The organism is Corynebacterium freneyi (genome assembly GCF_030408835.1).
GTDB lineage: Bacteria > Actinomycetota > Actinomycetes > Mycobacteriales > Mycobacteriaceae > Corynebacterium > Corynebacterium freneyi.
Window position 1 is genome coordinate 1,416,544 of the sequence record NZ_CP047357.1, and the last position, 13,579, is coordinate 1,430,122.

Below are 13,579 nucleotides of genomic sequence, written 5' to 3' on the forward strand. Positions count from 1 at the left end.
TGGGGCATGATGGGAGCATGTCTAATCGCCGCAACTTGTCCGACGCCCCCTTCCTCGAGGCCGCCGCCGGGCGCACCCCGTCCCGCCGCCCCGTGTGGTTCATGCGCCAGGCCGGGCGGTCCCTGCCCGAGTACCGCGAGATCCGCAAGGACATCGGGATGCTCGATTCCTGCTTCAACTCGGAGCTGCTGGCGGAGATCACCATGCAGCCGGTGCGTCGCCACGACGTCGACGCGGCGATCCTTTTCTCCGACATCGTCGTGCCCGTCAAGGCCGCCGGCGTCGACCTGGACATCGTCGCCGGCCGCGGCCCGGTGGTCGCCGAGCCGATCCGCACCGCCTCGGACATCGACCGACTGCCGGAGCTCGACCCCGCCACGCTGCAGCCGGTGGCCGACGGCATCGCGGGCATTCTCGAGGAGCTCACGGACCGTCAGGCGCTCATCGGTTTCGCCGGCGCCCCGTTCACCCTCGCGTCCTACCTGGTCGAGGGCGGCCCGTCGCGCAACCACGAGCGCACCAAGGCGCTCATGCACTCCGAGCCGGAGCAGTGGGACAAGCTGATGCGCCGCATCACGCCGATCATCGTCGGCTTCCTGCGCGTCCAGATCGAGGCGGGCATCGACGCGATGCAGCTGTTCGACTCGTGGGCGGGCTTCCTCACCGAACGTGATTACCGTCGTCACGTGCTGCCGTACTCGCAGGAGATTTTCGAATCCGTCGCCGACGCGGGCATTCCGCGCATCCACTTCGGTGTCGGCACCGGCGAGCTGCTCGGTGCGATGGCCGAGGCCGGTTCCGAAGTCGTGGGCGTCGACTGGCGCGTGCCGCTCGACGCCGCGGCACAGCGCATCTCCAACACCCTCGCCGACGCCGACCCGGCGGGCGACCGCGCCAACCACGCCCGCGTGCTGCAGGGCAACCTGGACCCGGCGATGTTCTTCGCCGGCGATGCGGCCATCGAGTCCGAGGTGCGCCGCATTTGCGCCGAGGCCGACCGCGCCATCGAACGCGGCACCGCCCGCGGCCACATCTTCAACCTGGGCCACGGCGTGCCGCCGAACACCGACGCCGACGCCATCACCCGCACCGTGAAGATGGTGCACGAGCTGTGAGCACCAATCCGCTGACGGTCGTGGTGGCCGGCGCAGGTCTCACCGGCCTGGTCGCCTCGCACCAGCTGCGTCGGAGCCTGGGCCCGGGCGCTCGCATCGTCGTCGTCGACCCGGATGACCGGGTGGGCGGCAAGTTGCGCACCGTTGACACGCAGGAGGGACCGATCGAGGTCGGCGCCGAGGCGTACCTGGGGTTCCGCAAGGATGCGACGGATTTCTTCGAAAGCCTCGGGCTCGGCGATGAGCTGGTCACCCCGTCCGGGCTGCCGTCGACGATTTTCGCGGCCGGCGAGGTGCGGTCGATGCCGCGCACGACGGTGATGGGCGTGCCCGCGTCGTCGGAGGGCCTGCAGGGGCTGCTTTCCGACGACACGTGCGCCCGCATCGACGCCGAGGGCGACCCGGAGCATACGGCGCCGTTGCATTGGGTGCATGGTGACGACGTGAATCTGGGGCAGCTGGTGGAGTCCCGGCTGGGCCGCGAAGTCGTCGACCATCTGGTGTCGCCGCTGCTCGGCGGGGTGTACTCGTGCCTGGCCGACGATCTCGGCTTGCGCGCGACGGTGCCGCAGTTGGCGGAAACGCTCGATGCGATGACCGCCGTGGGCGAGCCGGTGAGCCTCACCGCCGCCGCGCAGCGCGTGCTGGATCAGCGGGCGGCGGCCAACGAGGCCCGCCTGGCCTCCGGTGCCGTGTCCGCACCGATTTTCCGGACCTTCCGCAACGGCTACCGCAGGCTCTACGACACGTTGGTGGAGCAGGCCGGGCCGGAGCTGGAGCTGGGCGTGGGCGTGGATAAGATCGCCGACGCCGCGGACGTTCCCGGCACCGGCGTCAAGGACGTGACCTTGTCCGACGGTCGGGTGCTGCGCGCCGACGCGGTGGTGCTGGCCGCCCCGGCCCCGGTCACCGGTGCGCTGCTCGCCGACGTCTGCCCGGACGCCTCGGAGATCATCGGCGGCGTCGACCTGGCGTCGTCGGCGGTGGTGGCCATGCGTTTCGACACCGACGAGGGATTGCCGGAGTACTCGGGCATCCTCGTCGCCGCCGACGCTGGCCTGGACGCCAAGGCGTTCACGTTCTCGTCCCGCAAGTGGCCGCACCTGGGCGAGCGCGGCGGCGCGGTGGTGCGCGGTTCCTTCGGGCGCTTCGGCGACGAGTCGTTGGTCAAGCTTTCCGACGACGAGCTCACGGCCGCAGCGCGGGCCGACCTGAAGTCGCTGACGGGCTTCGACGCCGAGCCGGCGGAAGTCGTCGTCCAGCGCTGGTGGGGAGGCATCCCTCGTTACGGCGTCGGCCACGGTGACCTCATGCGGTTCGCCGACGCCGCCCTCGGCGAGGTTCCGCGAATCGCCGCAGCCGGGGCGTGGCACCGCGGTCCGGGCGTGCCGGCCTGCCTGTCCGATGCGAAGGCGGCTGCCGCGAAGGTCGTGGCCGACCTCGCCTGACCCGGTGAGGGTAGCCTTGTTCGCAGTGCCAGCCCGGCCCGCGCGCACCCGACGCGGATTTTCAACACAGACATTCCCCGAGTTCACATTTCCCGAGTTCAAGGAGACGATCGTTTCATGGCGAAGCTCGACTACAAGAAGCTCAACGACACCATCCGCTACACGATGTGGTCCACGTTCAAGGTGGCCCCGGGGGCGCTGGGCGATGACCGCGACGCGGCGGTCGCCGAGACCCGCGAGTTCCTCAAGCGCTACGAGGCCGACGACGTCGATCTGATCGTCCGGGGCTTCTACGACGTCTCCGGCATGCGCGCCGAGGCCGACTTCATGTTCTGGATCCACGCCGAGAAGATGGAGGACCTGCAGGCGTTCTACAATGCGTTCCTGCGCGAAACCCCGCTGGGCCGGGCGTCGACGCCGCACTGGTCGAACGCCGCGCTGCACCGTCCGGCGGAGTTCAACAAGTCGCACCTGCCGTCGTTCATCATGGGCGAGGAGCCGCAGCGCTGGATCGCGGTGTACCCGTTCGTGCGTTCCTACGACTGGTACCTGCTCAAGCCGGAGGACCGCCGCCGCATTCTCGCCGAGCACGGCCAGGCCGGCCGCGACTACCCGGACGTGCGCGCCAACACCGTGCCGGCGTTCGCGCTGGGCGACTACGAGTGGATCCTGGCGTTCGAGGGCCCGGAGCTCGACCGCATCGTCGACCTGATGTGGAAGATGCGCTACACCGAGGCGCGTCTGCACGTCCGCGAGGAGATTCCGTTCCACACCGGCCGTCGCGTCGACGACATCGCGGAGATCATCAACGCCCTGCCGTAGCCCGGCCGCGTTTTTCGCTTTACGACGACCAGGCCCCCGCCACCCGACGACCGGGTGGCGGGGGCGCTGGTCTTTTTCCGTAATCGAATCGATGTGGACCATTCATCCGTCGTTAACCCGTTCCGGGACGCGTGCCGGTATTTTGTTTGGCCAGTGAAGCTGCACGAGCGTGGGCTCGGCATACGAAAGAACCGGGAGGAACAAATGGAGCAACGCAAACCGTCGCGATCAGTGGGAACGTCACAGATCATCGGATTGGCGACGATAGCGGCGATCGTCCTCGGGGTGGGGGTGTGGGCCATCGCCGAGTTCGCGATGGGCACGCCGCGTTCCGATGCGATCGGCTCGGGGGCGTCGGCCGCCGGACTGGTCCTCGTCATCGCCGTGATCTACGCCGTGGTTGTGGCGCTGCGTTCCGGAAAGGAACGCTGAACGGTCGATTCGCGGGCCGTCGTCGAGCAAAGGCGAACGCGGAGCCGTTCGTGAACCGGGTCGGCGAGGCTGACGTCGAGCGGTGGGTTACGGCGAGACCGGCTTTTCATCCAGCGTCAGGCAAATCGAATTGATGCAGTAGCGCTGATCGGTGGGGGTGGGGTAGCCCTCGCCGGTGAAGACGTGGCCCAGGTGAGACTCGCAACGGGCGCAGAGCACCTCCGTACGGCGCATGCCCAGGCTGTCGTCGGCGCGCTCGATGACGGCGTCGCCGGCCAACGGGGAAAAGAACGACGGCCACCCGCAGTGCGAATGGAACTTCTCCGTCGAACGGAACAATTCCGCGCCGCAGGCCCGGCAGGAGTAGACGCCCTCGGTCTCGGTGTCGGTGTACTCGCCGACGAAGGGGGCCTCGGTGCCGGCCAGCCGCAGCACCCGGAACTCCTCCGGGGTCAGGCGGGCGCGCCACTCGTCGTCGGTGAGGTTCCAGTCGTTCGTCATGCGTGCGTCCTTTCCGTCGGTCCCGAGTCCGCCGGTCGTGTGCCGGGGCGTTCATCCGTTGCAACGGCGGACCGGGCCGACGATGTTCCAACCCGCCCGAAAAACGACGTCGCGCCGGCGCGCCCCAACCAGTCGTAGTCTGCCGCGTGCTCCTCGATGGTCCACTTGATCAGCACCGCGAACATGGTCAGGCACAGCAGCATCCAGCCGATCCACGCCATCACCTGGATCCACAGCAACGAGCCCACGGCGTAGTCGTCCATGAACCAGTTGAGGCTGAAGTAGAACATGGTCGCCGCCAAGCCGGCGGGGGCGTTGAGCACCAGCGAACGGGGAGCGTCGCCTTGGGCGTCCGAGGGGCCGAAGAGAGCGTGGAAGATGCCGATGAACGTCGGCAGGATCAGCAGCGCGTAGTACTGCTGGCCCAGCGAGCTCAGCAGGAGCACGCCCGTCATCAGTACGCCGGACGTCGACAGGGCCCAGAAGACCTCGTCGCGCCACTGCCACCGCAGCAGCAGGATCAGCGCGAAGATCACCGGCGCGGCAAACGCGATGAGCCATAGCTTCACCAGCAATTCCGGGGCCCCGAAGTAGAGCAGCTCGCCGGAGATGGACGCATTGGCGTGGAGGCGAACCTCGCCCAGGTACGGAATCGTACGCTCGACGTATCCCATCGGGTCGGCGGCCAACGGCCATGCCACGATGTTGAACGCCACCGGGATGCCGAACGCCCAGATGATGGTCGACCAGTCCTTCCGCACGAAGGCGAGGAACAGCAACGGCGCGACGATGGGCTTGACCGTGATGGCGAGGCCCAGGACGATGCCCGCCAGCGTGCGGCGGCCGCCGAGCAGAAGGACGATGAACAGCACCTGGGCGAGCATCAGCGTGCCGTTGACGTTGGCGAAGCGCAACGTGCTGGTCGCCGATTCGGTGAGGAACGTCAGTGCCAGCGTCAATGGCACGATCCAGCTGGTCAGCGGCACGCGACACAACCGCAGCAGCAGGAGGACCGCCGCGACGATGCCCGCGGCCTGCACGAAAATGAACCACATCCGGGCCGTGTCGTAGTCGCCGAGCCACGTCACCGGCTGCAACGCCAACGTGCCGCCGGGGGAGTACAGGTAATGCGGGTCCACGTGCGCGTAATTGGCCGTGTACACGGGGTTGCCGTCCCCGAACCGGATCAGGGCGCGCCACACCGTGGTGAAGTCGTCGGTGCCGCCGCTTTGGTGGGGCAGCGCCCAGGCGCGGTGGATGATCATGAAAATCGCCAATGGCCACAACAAGGGGGCCACCATCCGCCGGGCGTGGGCGCGTGCGCCGTCGGTCGTCGTCGGGGAGGTAGTCACGGGTACGAAGCTACCCGGCGGCGTCCCCGGAATAGCGGACAAAAAGGTGCGAGTCGTCAAATGCCGCCGCCTCCGCCCGGAAGCCGAGGGGGAGTGCGGAGCCGGTGGCGTCGAAGGTGTCGGTGGCGTTGGTGTCACCGTCGGAGTGCGAGTTTCCGTCCGCCTCTTCCCGGGAACCGAACGTCGCCGGCCCGTCGCCGACGACCATCGGCGCCAAGGTCACGTACGCGCGGTCCACCACATTGGCGCGGAGAAAATCGCGGTACACGCCGGGCCCGCCCTCCAGGGCGATGCGCGTGAGGCCGCGCCGTCGCAAAGCATCGACTACCCGGTGCGGCGCGGTGTCGGGGACGTCGAGGAACTCCGCCCCGGCAGCGGCGAGGGCTTCGCGACGATCCGGCTCGGCCCGTCCGCCCCCGACGAGAATGGGCGGATTATCGGGGTCGTCGAAGATCGCGGAATCCGCATCGACCGAGAACGAACCGCTGAGCACCGCCAACCGGGTCGGGGCCGCCGCAGGACCGTAGTTTTCGGCGCGCACCGTGCCGGCCCCGACGAGGACGACGTCGCTCGCGCGGCGCACCGCCTGCAGTAGCGCAGCGTCGGCCGGATTGCCCAGGCCGCCGGACACGCCGTCGACTGCGGCGCGGCCATCGATCGAGGTCACCGCGATGAGCGTCACCCCGTCGAGCGGCTCGACGAAACCCGCCGCGATCGGGTCGCCGGCGTCGAGTTGTCCCATCCACTTCATGCACGCCGAGCCTAGGCAACGCGGCTCAACCCCGCCAATGCCCCTAGGTTAGGGCACCCTTCTTTGGCTAGCCGAATAACCCTTGTGGGATTGATCGGCATGCGCATATGGTTACGGTATGCGACTCAACGACAAGCTTGAAAAGGCATTCAACGACCAGGTCACCATGGAGCTCCAGGCCTCCAACGTGTACCGCCAGCTGGCCATCGAACTGGACCGACTCGACCTCAACGGCATGGCGCAGTGGATGCGCGCCCAGTCCGAGGAGGAGATCGTCCACGCCGAGAAGTTCATCGACCACCTCGCCGCCCGCGACAACCACGCACTCATCGGCGCCGTCCCCGCGCCGGAGGTGAAGGTGGAGACGGCCCTCGACGCCTTCCGCATCGCCCTGCAGCACGAGGAGAAGGTCTCCGCGTCCATCCGTGACCTGTGGAACCTCGCCGCCGACGAGCGCGACGTCGACTCCCGCCCGCTGCTCGACACCTTCATCGACGAGCAGATCCAGGAAGAGGACACCGTCCGCAACATCATCGGCCGCATCGAGCTCATCGGCGCCGACGGCCACGGCCTGCTGCGCATCGACGAGGAGCTCGGCTCCCGTCAGGAGGAGCTGGACTCCAAGGCCTAAGTCGGCGCGCCGCATCCGCGGCACCTGCTTGACGACGACCCGCCCCCGCGACTTTCACCGCGGGGGCGGGTTTTCTCGTGGGAACATGCCCCGGACGCGAAAAACCCCGCCGGATCAACGTGATCCGGCGGGGTAGTGGAGCGGATGACGGGACTCGAACCCGCGACCCTCACCTTGGCAAGGTGATGCGCTACCAGCTGCGCTACATCCGCGTGAGGCACCAGGTGCCTTGGTGCGCGATACTGGGATTGAACCAGTGACCTCTTCCGTGTCAGGGAAGCGCTCTCCCGCTGAGCTAATCGCGCTTGTGCAGAGACTGCATATGCAATTTGATTGCGAGGTGGAAACGGGAATCGAACCCGTGTGCACGGCTTTGCAGGCCGTTGCCTCACCACTCGGCCATTCCACCGTGGCGTTACCGCCTCTCGTGATTCACTCCGAAGTTATACCAGATGGCGTCTCTCCGGAGAAAATCCGAGCGGATGACGGGACTCGAACCCGCGACCCTCACCTTGGCAAGGTGATGCGCTACCAGCTGCGCTACATCCGCACTGCGTTCCGTTGCGCTTGCCCGGTTTCCCGTGCCCCGCTTGCGGTGCGAGAAGAACATTAGCGGGATTCGTCGAAAATCCACAAATCCCCAGCATGTAAGCCGTTTCGAGGAGTCTTGGCGTCCACGTCGTGCGCGGCATTCGGGTGCGGCGCGGGGGTGCGGGCGTCGCATTGGCGGGCGGTGATCCACATTGCGTGGCGACGCCCGGCGGCGAAGCGGGGAACCGGTGGACGTCGCAAAGCCCGGGTGGGGTGAGAAGCGTGGGCGGGGCGCCGGCAAACATGCGGTGAACATGCGATTAGGCCACCGGTCGAAGGCGTGCTAACTTAATCACCCGTAAGCGGGACAGGCTCCCGACTACGTGCAGTCCCATAGCTCAGCGGAAGAGCGTTCCGTTCACACCGGAAAGGTCGCTGGTTCGAACCCAGTTGGGACTACCGCAACCGCCGGAGGCCAGCCCTCCGGCGGTTTTTTCGTGTCCGGCCTCGGTTTCCGGCGGGTGGCCCCGGCTGGGGTGATCGAAGGCAACGGGGTGCCGGGGTACACTCGGGGGTATTCGTCGGGTCGTCAACAATCATCGCGGGAACCAATCGAACCCATGGCCCGACTACTGATGTGGGCCGGGCGCGGAAAGTCCGGTCCACCTGGTTCCCGCAGTCGAAGGCCGAACAACGGTCACGGAGGTCAATGCCGGTGCACATGCGCAAAGGATTCATCGGGCGCTCGGCGATCGCCGCGACGCTCGCGACCGGACTGGCGTTCGCGCCCGCCCTGGGCGGGGCGGACACCGCGCCCGTCGCCCATGCGCACGACTCCGTCATCGCCTCCACCCCGGCCGACGGCCAAAACCTCGACGAATTTCCCCGCCGCATCGAGATGACCTTCTCCGGCGTTCCGCGCGACTCCTTCAACACAGTCGCGGTCAGCAACGCGGACACGAAGGAAGTGCTGCTCACCGAGCAGCCGGAACTCGACGGTCAGGTCATCTCGTTCGACATCCCCGACTCGCTCGACCCCGGTCCGGGCGCGTACATCGTCGGGTTCCAGATCACCTCGTCCGACGGGCACTCCACCCGCGGCAAACTGTCCTTCTCCGTCGGCGACCACCAGGTCGACGCCGGAGGAGGGTCCGACCTCGAAGAGGACTCCGGCGTACCCACCTGGGCGTGGATCGCCGGCGGCGGGCTCGTCGCCGTCATCCTCGCGGTCGTCGCCGGAGTGGCCGTCGTCAACCGAAAGGCAGATTGATCCCCATGAAGCTCCACCGCACCACCAAGGCTCTCGTCGCCGGTTCCGCCGCCCTCGCCCTCGCTCTCGCGGGCTGCTCGAGCGACGACGCCGCCGACACCACCGCGGCCGACGGCTCCGCCACCACCACCGCGGCCGACGGCACCGAGTCGGAGGCTTCGGCGGCCGTCACCTTTGAGGACGCCTACATCAAGGAGAAGCCGGCCGACAAGGGCATGACCGGCATCTTCGGCACCCTGAAGAACAACACCGACGAGGACCTCGAGGTCGTCGACTTCCGCGTCGAGGGGCTGAAGGAAGGCACCGTCTTCGAGCAGCACGCCACCGAGGACGGCAAGATGTTCAAGATCGAGGGCGGCCACACGATCCCGGCCAACGGCGAGAAGGTCCTGGCCCCGGGTGACGACCACCTGATGATCATGGACAACGACGAGGCTCTGGAGCCCGGCCAGATGTACACCGTCGTGCTCGAGCTGTCCGACGGCTCCACCCTGACCCAGGAGCTGGAGGTTCGAGTGCAGGCCGCCGGCGAAGAGGACTACGGTGAGGACGGCGAACTGGGCAACCCGGGCATGGGCGAGGACGGCCACATGAGGAACATGAACGACGGCATGGGCGACGAGCACGACGAGCACGACGAACACGCCGGTCACTAGAACCGGACCGGCCCGGTACACCGGGCCGGACCTGCGGTCATGGCGGTCGCGTCATCGACCGCATTGATCGAGTCAGAACCAGGAGCACCACCCGCATGAGCAGCAACCTGTCCCGCCGCCGTTTCCTCACCGGGCTGGGGGCCGGAGCCGGTGCCGGAGCGCTGGGCATCGCCGCGGCCGGCGACGCCGGAGCCATCGGCCTCGAGCGACCGTCGGACGAGGAGGAACTGCCTCCGCTGCAGACCCAGACCGTCGAGTTCGACGGCGAGCACCAGGCGGGCATCGCGACTCCGTCGCAGGCCAACCTGTGGTTGATCGCGTTCAACGTCAAGGACGACGTCGATCGATCCCGTCTCCGCGGACTGATGCGGGTGTGGACGCAGGATGCGCGGCGCATGTCCAAGGGGCAGGCGCCGCGCACCGACCTGGAGCCGGAGATGTACGACGCCCCGGCGAACCTGACGTTCACGTTGGGCCTCGGCGAGGGATTCTTCACCGCCGTCGATCGTGAGGACGAGATGCCGGAGTGGCTGGGACCGCTGCCCGAGTACAAGACGGATCAATTGCGTGACGAGTGGAACGGCGGCGACCTGTGCCTGCAGATCTGCTGCGACGATCCGCTCATGCTCTCGCATGCGGCGCGGTTCATGATCAAAAACGGTGCACCGTTCCTCGACGTGCGCTGGGTGCAGATGGGCTTCCTCAACGCCCGCGGCGCCAAGGACCCGGACGCCACCCCGCGCAACCGTTTCGGCCAGCTCGACGGCACCGTCAACCCCCGCGGCGAGGACGACTTCGATCGCGTGGTGTGGATCGACTCGGGGCCGGACTGGTTGCGGGGCGGTTCCGCCATGGTCGTGCGCCGCATCGAAATGGACATCGACGGGTGGGATATCCTCGACCGCCCGAGCCGTGAAGAAGTCGTCGGCCGCACCCTGGACACGGGAGCGCCGCTGGGCAAGGAAAACGAGTTCGACCCGGTCGACCTCGACGCCACCGACGAGTACGGCCTGCCGGTCATCGATCGCAACAGCCACGTTGCGCGTTCCATGCCCCCGAAGGAGTTCCCGAATCAGCGGATCCTGCGGCGTGTTTACAACTACGACCTGCCGCCGGAGCCCACCGGGCGCTTCACGTCCAACACGGGCCTGGTGTTCATCTGCTTCCAGAAGAACCCGATGGACCAGTTCCACCCCATCCAGGAGCGCCTGGCAGAGGCGGACCGTCTCAACGAGTGGATCTTCCACATCGGTTCGGCCGTTTTCGTCATCCCCCGCGGCACCACGGGCGACGAGTACTGGGCCCAGGACCTGTTGGAGGACTGACCCGACCCGGGGCGCTAAGGTTGTGGGGGTCCGCGGGGGTCGCCAGGTATGCGACACCCGCCCGATTCCGGAAAAGGAGCCACGCCAGCCGTGTCCGAACCCATCACCGTCCCCGCCCCGTTCACCGTCCCCGCGGGCGTCGCCGCCGGCGCCGCCATGCGCGACCTCGGTTACCCCAACAAGGGCCCCGACGCCATCGTCTGCGTCCGCGACCCCCGGGGTGACCTGAAGGACCTGTCCTATGTTCCGGCCGTCGACGAGACCGTCGAGCCCGTCGCCGCGAACACGGAGGACGGTCGCGGAGTCATCCGACACTCGACCACCCACGTGCTGGCGCAGGCCGTGCAGGCGGAGTTCCCCGGCACGAAGCTGGGCATCGGTCCCGCCATCGACGGCGGCTTCTACTACGACTTCGACGTCGCCGAACCGTTCACGCCCGAGGATCTCAAGCGCATCGAACGGCGCATGAAGAAGATCATCAAGTCGGGGCAGAAGTTCGAGCGCTTCGTCTTCGAGTCCCCGGACGACGCTTCCGATCAGCTGGCGCAGGAGCCGTACAAGCTCGAGCTCATCGCCGACAAGTCGTCCGGAGACATCGACGCCAACGAGGACGCCACGGTCGACGTGGGTGGTAACGAGCTGACCGGCTACCGCAACGTCAATCCCCGCACGGGCGAGACCGAGTGGTTCGACTTGTGCCGCGGCCCGCACGTGCCCACCACCCGCTACATTCCGGCGTTCACGCTGACCCGCTCGTCGGCGGCTTACTGGCGCGGCGATCAGTCCAATGCCGGCCTGCAGCGCATCTACGGCACCGCGTGGGAGTCCAAGGAGGCCATGGACGCCTACCTGGACATGCTGCTGGAGGCGGAAAAGCGCGACCACCGTCGGCTCGGCGCGGAGCTGGACCTGTTCAGCTTCCCCGACGAGATCGGCTCGGGCCTGCCGGTGTTCCACGTCAAGGGCGGCATCATCCGCAACGAGATGGAGCAGCATTCGCGCCGCCGTCATCTCGAGGCCGGCTACGACTTCGTCAATACCCCGCACGTGACCAAGGGTGACCTGTTCGAGCAGTCGGGCCACCTGGACTTCTACGCGGAGGGCATGTTCCCGCCGATGCAGCTCGACGGCGAATACGACGAGCACGGCAACTGCACGAAGGCGCCGCAGGACTACTACGTCAAGCCGATGAACTGCCCGATGCACAACCTGATCTTCGCGTCGCGCGGTCGCAGCTACCGTGAGCTGCCCATCCGCATGTTCGAGTTCGGCACCGTCTACCGCTACGAGAAGTCCGGCGTGGTCCACGGCCTGACCCGCGCCCGCGGGTTCACGCAGGACGACGCGCACATCTACTGCACGGAGGAGCAGCTGGAGGAGGAGCTGACCAGCGTCCTCGACTTCATCATCTCGCTGCTGCGCGACTACGGCCTCGACGACTTCTACCTGGAGCTGTCCACGAAGGACGACAAGAAGTTCGTGGGCACCGACGAGATCTGGGAACGCTCGACGCAAATCCTGCAGCGCGTCGCCGACGCTTCGGGCCTGGAGCTCGTTCCGGATCCGGGCGGAGCCGCGTTCTACGGCCCGAAGATCTCGGTGCAGGCCCGCGACGCCATCGGCCGCACGTGGCAGATGTCGACGGTGCAGCTGGACTTCAACCTGCCGGAGCGTTTCGAACTCGACTACACCGCCCCGGACGGTTCGAAGAAGCGCCCGATCATGATCCACCGCGCCCTGTTCGGTTCCATCGAGCGTTTCTTCGGCGTGCTGCTGGAGCACTACGCGGGCGCGTTCCCGGCGTGGCTGGCCCCGGAGCAGGTCGTGGGCATTCCGGTCGCCGACGACTGCATCCCGCACCTGGAGGCGTTCACCGCGCAGTTGAAGTCCCGCGGACTGCGCGCTCACGTCGACGTCTCCGACGACCGCATGCAGAAGAAGATCCGCAACCACACGCAGGCGAAGGTGCCGTTCATGGTGCTCGCCGGCGCCCGCGACGTGGAGGCCGACGCGGTGTCGTTCCGCTTCCTCGACGGTTCCCAGATCAACGGCGTGCCGGTGGCCGAGGCCGCGGACCTCATCGCGAACTGGGTGGCCGAACGGATCAACGATCAGCCCAACGGAGACAACATTGCTTCACGACGCTGACGGGACCCCCGACGACGCGGTGGTCGACCGCGGCGTGGGCGCCCCCGACCGACTCGAGCGTCTGTGGGCGCCGTACCGGATGCAGTACATCACGGACAACGGCGCCGGTGAGGACTCGGCGGGCTCGTCGTCAAGCCAACCGCGCTCGCGCAACCCCTTCGTCGACCTGCCGAATCGATCCGACGAAGACGCGCTGATCGTGGCGCGCGGCGAGTTGGTCTACTGCGTGCTCAACCTCTACCCGTACAATGCCGGTCATCTCATGGTGGTGCCGTACCGACAGGTCGCGAACCTTGAGGACCTCACCGACGAGGAGATGACGGAGCTGATGGCATTCGGGCAGCGGGCGATTCGCACGCTGAAGAAGGTGTCGCGGCCCCATGCGCTCAACGTCGGTTTCAACCTCGGGCGTGCGTCCGGCGGTTCGGTGGGGGAACATCTGCACATGCACGTCGTTCCCCGCTGGTCCGGCGACTCCAACTTCATGACCGTCATCGACGGCGTGAAGGTGCTGCCGCAGATGCTGCGCGACACCCGCGCACTACTGGCGGAAGCCTGGTAAGACCCGACCCACCGACGCCCAACCGAGAGGACCCC

At 67.4% G+C, this 13,579-nt stretch carries 13 protein-coding genes and 5 tRNA genes; 11 read left to right on the top strand and 7 right to left on the bottom strand.

All coding sequences use genetic code 11. The features are described from left to right. The first annotated feature begins 17 nt into the window (after nt 1–17). From hemE to CFREN_RS06430, 4 genes are all read left to right on the top strand, one after another. Nucleotides 18–1,115 (top strand): uroporphyrinogen decarboxylase, encoded by a 1,098-nt coding sequence (gene hemE / locus CFREN_RS06415; protein ID WP_209653055.1) that lies wholly within the window; start codon nt 18–20, stop codon nt 1,113–1,115. Beyond that, nucleotides 1,112–2,563 carry a protoporphyrinogen oxidase gene (gene hemG / locus CFREN_RS06420; protein ID WP_246580193.1) on the top strand — a complete coding sequence of 484 codons (1,452 nt, stop codon included), beginning with the start codon at nt 1,112–1,114 and terminating at the stop codon, nt 2,561–2,563. The genes hemE and hemG overlap by 4 nt, the downstream gene beginning before the upstream one ends. A gap of 117 nt (nt 2,564–2,680) precedes the next feature. Then, the gene (hemQ, locus tag CFREN_RS06425; protein ID WP_209653053.1) at nt 2,681–3,385 is read left to right on the top strand and encodes a hydrogen peroxide-dependent heme synthase; all 705 of its coding nucleotides are present in this window, start codon (nt 2,681–2,683) and stop codon (nt 3,383–3,385) included. 231 nt (nt 3,386–3,616) lie between these two features. Further along, on the top strand, nt 3,617–3,817 hold the full coding sequence (locus CFREN_RS06430; protein WP_209653051.1) for a hypothetical protein: 201 nt from the start codon (nt 3,617–3,619) through the stop codon (nt 3,815–3,817). Between the two features lie 87 nt (nt 3,818–3,904). On the opposite strand, the gene msrB is transcribed toward CFREN_RS06430, so the two are convergent. From msrB to CFREN_RS06445, 3 genes are read right to left on the bottom strand one after another with little or no spacing between them, the layout of a single operon-like run. Next, nucleotides 3,905–4,318: a peptide-methionine (R)-S-oxide reductase MsrB gene (msrB, locus tag CFREN_RS06435; protein ID WP_209653049.1), complete on the bottom strand. Its 414-nt coding sequence runs from the start codon at nt 4,316–4,318 to the stop codon at nt 3,905–3,907. Further along, complete coding sequence (locus CFREN_RS06440) at nt 4,315–5,670, bottom strand: glycosyltransferase family 87 protein (RefSeq protein ID WP_209653046.1); 1,356 nt, start codon at nt 5,668–5,670, stop codon at nt 4,315–4,317. The genes msrB and CFREN_RS06440 overlap by 4 nt, the downstream gene beginning before the upstream one ends. A 10-nt stretch (nt 5,671–5,680) precedes the next feature. After that, the gene (locus CFREN_RS06445; RefSeq protein ID WP_209653044.1) at nt 5,681–6,421 is read right to left on the bottom strand and encodes a dihydrofolate reductase family protein; all 741 of its coding nucleotides are present in this window, start codon (nt 6,419–6,421) and stop codon (nt 5,681–5,683) included. A 118-nt stretch (nt 6,422–6,539) separates the two neighbouring features. Here CFREN_RS06445 and CFREN_RS06450 point away from each other — a divergent pair, with 118 nt between their 5' ends. Continuing rightward, nucleotides 6,540–7,052, top strand: a complete 513-nt coding sequence (locus CFREN_RS06450) for a ferritin (RefSeq protein WP_070519078.1) — start codon at nt 6,540–6,542, stop codon at nt 7,050–7,052. Nucleotides 7,053–7,188: 136 nt separating this feature from the next. Here CFREN_RS06450 and CFREN_RS06455 read toward each other — a convergent pair. From CFREN_RS06455 to CFREN_RS06470, 4 genes are all read right to left on the bottom strand, one after another. Then, nucleotides 7,189–7,264: transfer RNA gene (locus CFREN_RS06455), tRNA-Gly, on the bottom strand. Between the two features lie 18 nt (nt 7,265–7,282). Continuing rightward, nucleotides 7,283–7,357: transfer RNA gene (locus CFREN_RS06460), tRNA-Val, on the bottom strand. Nucleotides 7,358–7,390: 33 nt separating this feature from the next. Beyond that, nucleotides 7,391–7,461, bottom strand: a tRNA-Cys gene (locus CFREN_RS06465). Nucleotides 7,462–7,529: 68 nt separating this feature from the next. Next, nucleotides 7,530–7,602: transfer RNA gene (locus CFREN_RS06470), tRNA-Gly, on the bottom strand. Nucleotides 7,603–7,970: 368 nt separating this feature from the next. On the opposite strand from CFREN_RS06470, the gene CFREN_RS06475 reads away from it, so the two are divergent. The 6 genes from CFREN_RS06475 (at nt 7,971) to CFREN_RS06500 (ending at nt 13,544) form a co-directional block, all read left to right on the top strand. Further along, nucleotides 7,971–8,042: transfer RNA gene (locus tag CFREN_RS06475), tRNA-Val, on the top strand. Between the two features lie 262 nt (nt 8,043–8,304). Beyond that, a complete protein-coding gene (locus CFREN_RS06480; protein WP_244979530.1) occupies nt 8,305–8,853 on the top strand; it encodes a copper resistance CopC family protein in 549 nt (182 codons plus the stop codon). Between the two features lie 5 nt (nt 8,854–8,858). Beyond that, nucleotides 8,859–9,509 carry a copper chaperone PCu(A)C gene (locus CFREN_RS06485; RefSeq protein WP_209653040.1) on the top strand — a complete coding sequence of 217 codons (651 nt, stop codon included), beginning with the start codon at nt 8,859–8,861 and terminating at the stop codon, nt 9,507–9,509. 95 nt (nt 9,510–9,604) lie between these two features. Further along, complete coding sequence (locus CFREN_RS06490; protein WP_209653037.1) at nt 9,605–10,834, top strand: Dyp-type peroxidase; 1,230 nt, start codon at nt 9,605–9,607, stop codon at nt 10,832–10,834. Between the two features lie 48 nt (nt 10,835–10,882). After that, nucleotides 10,883–12,982, top strand: coding sequence for a threonine--tRNA ligase (gene thrS / locus CFREN_RS06495; RefSeq protein ID WP_209653035.1), 2,100 nt, complete (start codon nt 10,883–10,885; stop codon nt 12,980–12,982). Continuing rightward, nucleotides 12,966–13,544 carry an ATP adenylyltransferase gene (locus CFREN_RS06500; protein WP_224369462.1) on the top strand — a complete coding sequence of 193 codons (579 nt, stop codon included), beginning with the start codon at nt 12,966–12,968 and terminating at the stop codon, nt 13,542–13,544. The genes thrS and CFREN_RS06500 overlap by 17 nt, the downstream gene beginning before the upstream one ends. Nucleotides 13,545–13,579: the final 35 nt, after the last annotated feature.

Coding starts and splice junctions, on each gene's coding strand:
- hemQ (WP_209653053.1), top strand. CDS start 2,681: ATGGCGAAGCTCGACTACAAGAAGCTCAACGACACCATCCGCTACACG.
- msrB (WP_209653049.1), bottom strand. CDS start 4,318: ATGACGAACGACTGGAACCTCACCGACGACGAGTGGCGCGCCCGCCTG.
- CFREN_RS06485 (WP_209653040.1), top strand. CDS start 8,859: ATGAAGCTCCACCGCACCACCAAGGCTCTCGTCGCCGGTTCCGCCGCC.
- hemE (WP_209653055.1), top strand. CDS start 18: ATGTCTAATCGCCGCAACTTGTCCGACGCCCCCTTCCTCGAGGCCGCC.
- CFREN_RS06490 (WP_209653037.1), top strand. CDS start 9,605: ATGAGCAGCAACCTGTCCCGCCGCCGTTTCCTCACCGGGCTGGGGGCC.
- CFREN_RS06445 (WP_209653044.1), bottom strand. CDS start 6,421: ATGAAGTGGATGGGACAACTCGACGCCGGCGACCCGATCGCGGCGGGT.
- CFREN_RS06450 (WP_070519078.1), top strand. CDS start 6,540: ATGCGACTCAACGACAAGCTTGAAAAGGCATTCAACGACCAGGTCACC.
- thrS (WP_209653035.1), top strand. CDS start 10,883: ATGCGACACCCGCCCGATTCCGGAAAAGGAGCCACGCCAGCCGTGTCC.
- CFREN_RS06480 (WP_244979530.1), top strand. CDS start 8,305: ATGCGCAAAGGATTCATCGGGCGCTCGGCGATCGCCGCGACGCTCGCG.